The sequence below is a fragment of the Paenibacillus sp. P4_A7 genome (genome assembly GCF_056402455.1).
On sequence record NZ_JBFUHJ010000553.1, the window covers coordinates 1 to 3315 of the forward strand.

General features: G+C 44.8%; 4 protein-coding genes. All 4 read right to left on the minus strand.

From position 1 onward, the window contains the following. On the minus strand, positions 1-533 hold a 533-nt coding region (locus AC1DWN_RS30810; RefSeq protein ID WP_477562672.1), incomplete at its 3' end, for an SGNH/GDSL hydrolase family protein. A 72-nt stretch (positions 534-605) separates the two neighbouring features. Then, positions 606-1085, minus strand: a complete 480-nt coding sequence (locus AC1DWN_RS30815) for a hypothetical protein (protein ID WP_477562673.1) — start codon at positions 1083-1085, stop codon at positions 606-608. A 47-nt stretch (positions 1086-1132) separates the two neighbouring features. Further along, positions 1133-2734 carry a hypothetical protein gene (locus AC1DWN_RS30820; RefSeq protein WP_477562674.1) on the minus strand — a complete coding sequence of 534 codons (1602 nt, stop codon included), beginning with the start codon at positions 2732-2734 and terminating at the stop codon, positions 1133-1135. Between the two features lie 51 nt (positions 2735-2785). Beyond that, positions 2786-3315: hypothetical protein (locus AC1DWN_RS30825; RefSeq protein WP_477562675.1), on the minus strand; the 530-nt coding region annotated here is incomplete at its 5' end.

The following is a 3315-nucleotide window of genomic DNA, read 5'->3' on the forward strand; positions in this document are numbered from 1 at the left end:
TCATTAGGATGATTAACATTGTTGCCGGTCATGTCCGCGAATCCCTTATGTGCCAATAGTTTCTGATGAACCCCGGTCATATTGACCGGAACAATTCCCGTTCCAGATAACTGCTCCAGAACGCCATAGTAATTGGCTTGTTGGTTAGCATAATTTGTTTCGGGATTGGCAAGAGTGGTGCCGACAACTAAAAATTCCGCATCTTGATTGGTGAGCCTTACGGTTTCAATAATGCTTTTGACATTAGCCTTAAATTGCGCTGGAGTTACTCCTGCAGTACCATCATTCATTCCAAAGGCTATAATAACCAGATCAGGATCTGCCGCAGCAACTCGTGTTTCGGCTTCTGCCGCTCCCCATGATGAGGTTTGCCCCGCAACAGAAGGATTAAGCAGCGTTATCGCTGAAGAATAACTTTGCTCTAACCGCCATACCAACATTTCACTCCAGGTTGGCATGTTAGGTGGAGCATTATATACTCCACTAGAATTGTAACCAACTGAAATACTATCTCCGTAAAGTACTATTTTCAACGGTAGCCCATTTGTTAATTTAGAAGCTGTAAGAGGTAGGCTTTCTCCCCCATACGTTGGTACAGGTCCCTGCTATGCATTTGCTGCGTGCGTATATGTGACTACAATCTGCCGATCGTGGAAAAACGTCCCTTCTCGGAATAAGGCGTATCCTCCCCCCACTCTAGGAATCTGCTCATTAACTGGAGGTGAGGTAGGATACATCTCCTCATGAGTCAGATAAGGAATACCAGAACCTTCCAGCAGTTTTATTTTGCCACCACTGAACTCCCAATCTACCCCTTCCACATATTCGATATCATGGCGGGCGCTCTTAACGGAAAGAATGGATTCCGGAGAAAACAACAACGATGCTTCAGGAAGCTCTTCATCCTCTGAAATCATCAGCAGTGACTCATTATACATGGAGTTTCCCAACCAGAAAGGCGTCATCGCCTCATCAAGGAATACGTTCTCCTCTTCTTCCTCATCCGCATATATCAGCAAGCAAGGTAGTGCGATTAGAGCTATGATGGACACTAATAGCAACTTGCTCATCCCTTTTATTCTCATCTAGTACATCCCCTTCCACAGTGGAGTCTACAGAATTGAATGACGGTTTATATGCTGTTCTTTACAAGTTGTATCTCATCTTCATCTCGAAGCTTGAATACGATCTCCTCGTTTCCAAATACATAACGGATTTCGTCATCTGCTCCCAAAAAGGGTGAGATTAACTCCAGTACTTCGGCGGATTGGACATCGTCTGTTATAATCCATATCCCATTGCCACAGCTGTTCACCATTGTTCCATTGACGTATTCAGCCTTCAGAAACTCTGGTGCAAGCTCAGGTGTAGCAACAACGACAAGCCCTTTTAGTTCAACAAGATCTGCGACGTTGCAGAGCGTCTCGCTGCTTATTGTAATACCACTGAGAAAAGCAAGTTTTACCGACTCCAACTGAGCTCTTCCAACCTTTTGATCATACACAATAACTCCATTCATGGGAGCAAATGAACGATGGGGAATGGATTCATACTTGGTCGTATTCCATGACAAGCTATCGGCAGGAATGACGCCATGTGATATTACATTCCAAATTTTCAGCCAATGGGACGAGCTTGGTGTACAATGTAACGTCTTGGAACCATATAACCACTCTGGCCAGAATGGTTCATTGGCTTGCCCGTAGTCGGTATCGTCAAAACGGATGATCGCGATTTCAGGCTTGATGTCACGAAACGTATAAGTCCTCTTATTCGACGGTAAATACTGTTGCGTGAACCACTGCAGCTGCTCACCCCATTCCGTCACTCTGTTCATTTGAACGCCATTTTCTTCCACGATTTCAACAAGGCTGCCCTGGAAGTTCAAATTTTCAACATACATGCGATCGACACCCGTCCAGTAACCATAGATTAGGTTGCTTCGCAATTCTTCAGGCGAATGCCCAGGATACCGATCACTAAGCCAAAGATCAAGACACGTCCATAGCTCCCGATCGTATTGCAGTGCAGCCCCCATTGCACTGGCCATCCATACAGGTGACCAGCTTTCCTTCATTAGCTTGCAGGACGGTATCATACCTGCTTCGGCGAAGTTATGGAATAATACGGGGAAAACGTGTTCGGTTATTACCTGCCCTACACCGTCAGCTTTCCATTGCTCCGTAATCCTCTTACCATTAGCAAGTACCATCTGCTCCGCTTCAAGTAACGACATATTCGATGTTTCACATAAAAAAACCATATCCTTCTTAGCATCTTGATTAGCAATATTGGTATTGATTGACGCACTCCCCTGCCACACCCAACTGCGGTGAAGCTGCATATGATCAGCTTCATCGAGTACGATACCAGCGAATGCGTGTGATTCGGTAAGAACTTGCAAAATTTCCGGTTTGAAATTCATATAATGGAGACCATTCTCTCCTTTGCACCAATCCCAGCCCTCATCATCAATGAAGTGTTCGACCCAATTGACGCGTTCGGTATTAAGCACATACTGCAACCCGTTTTGTTCACAAAGATTGGATAACCCTCGAATAAAATCGATTTGCTCCGCCGTACTTCCGCGTGGAACATAGTGATAAACAACAAACTCAACGCCAAGCAGTTTAAGCGATTCCATCCAGAGTGGATATTTATAGGCATTTTCCCGATCACCTGCATTATCCACACCAATATAGAAGTCCTTTCTATTGCCATTTTCTTCGAGCATTTTTCCAATACCTCCGCTTCAGCGAACATGCAGTTATGATATTGACACGAACTAAACCCAGAAATCTATTGAATCGCAAATCATAGACCCGTCAATAAGCTCAAGAGTGACCGCATGATAGCCATATGGAACTTCACCGCTTTCAAATACTACAGCTGACTTCCTATCTACTGTGTCCTGTAAATCGATTGTCGTGAGCAKTGTTCCGTCGAAATAGATCCTAACCTTTCCGAAGTGCTTGCCCTTTGGGCTCCAAATTTGAAAATGTCTACCCAGATAGTTCCACTTCACCCTGCTGCCCGGTATATCCGTATGACAACCTAACCCAAAACGCAGAAGATCGCTATCGCTCTTGTTCCAGTTGCCAAGCTCTGGAGAATCCGATGAGTTTGTCGGTGCTTCCCCTGCACCAATAAGCCCTTCCGTACATAAATAGGTCAATCTGCAAGTTGTACCAAGCTGATCAAGCTTCAAGCACTTCACATACAGGTTACTTTCTTTACCCGCTAACAAGCCAACTTTCCCACCTCTAATCGCAATGTTTCCTTGCCACACAACTTCGCCGTTTATCGATAAATTTG

What these genes read in the sequence shown, in the direction of transcription:
- AC1DWN_RS30820 (WP_477562674.1), bottom strand. Translation starts at nt 2,734, where the DNA reads ATGCTCGAAGAAAATGGCAATAGAAAGGACTTCTATATTGGTGTGGAT.
- AC1DWN_RS30815 (WP_477562673.1), bottom strand. Translation starts at nt 1,085, where the DNA reads ATGAGAATAAAAGGGATGAGCAAGTTGCTATTAGTGTCCATCATAGCT.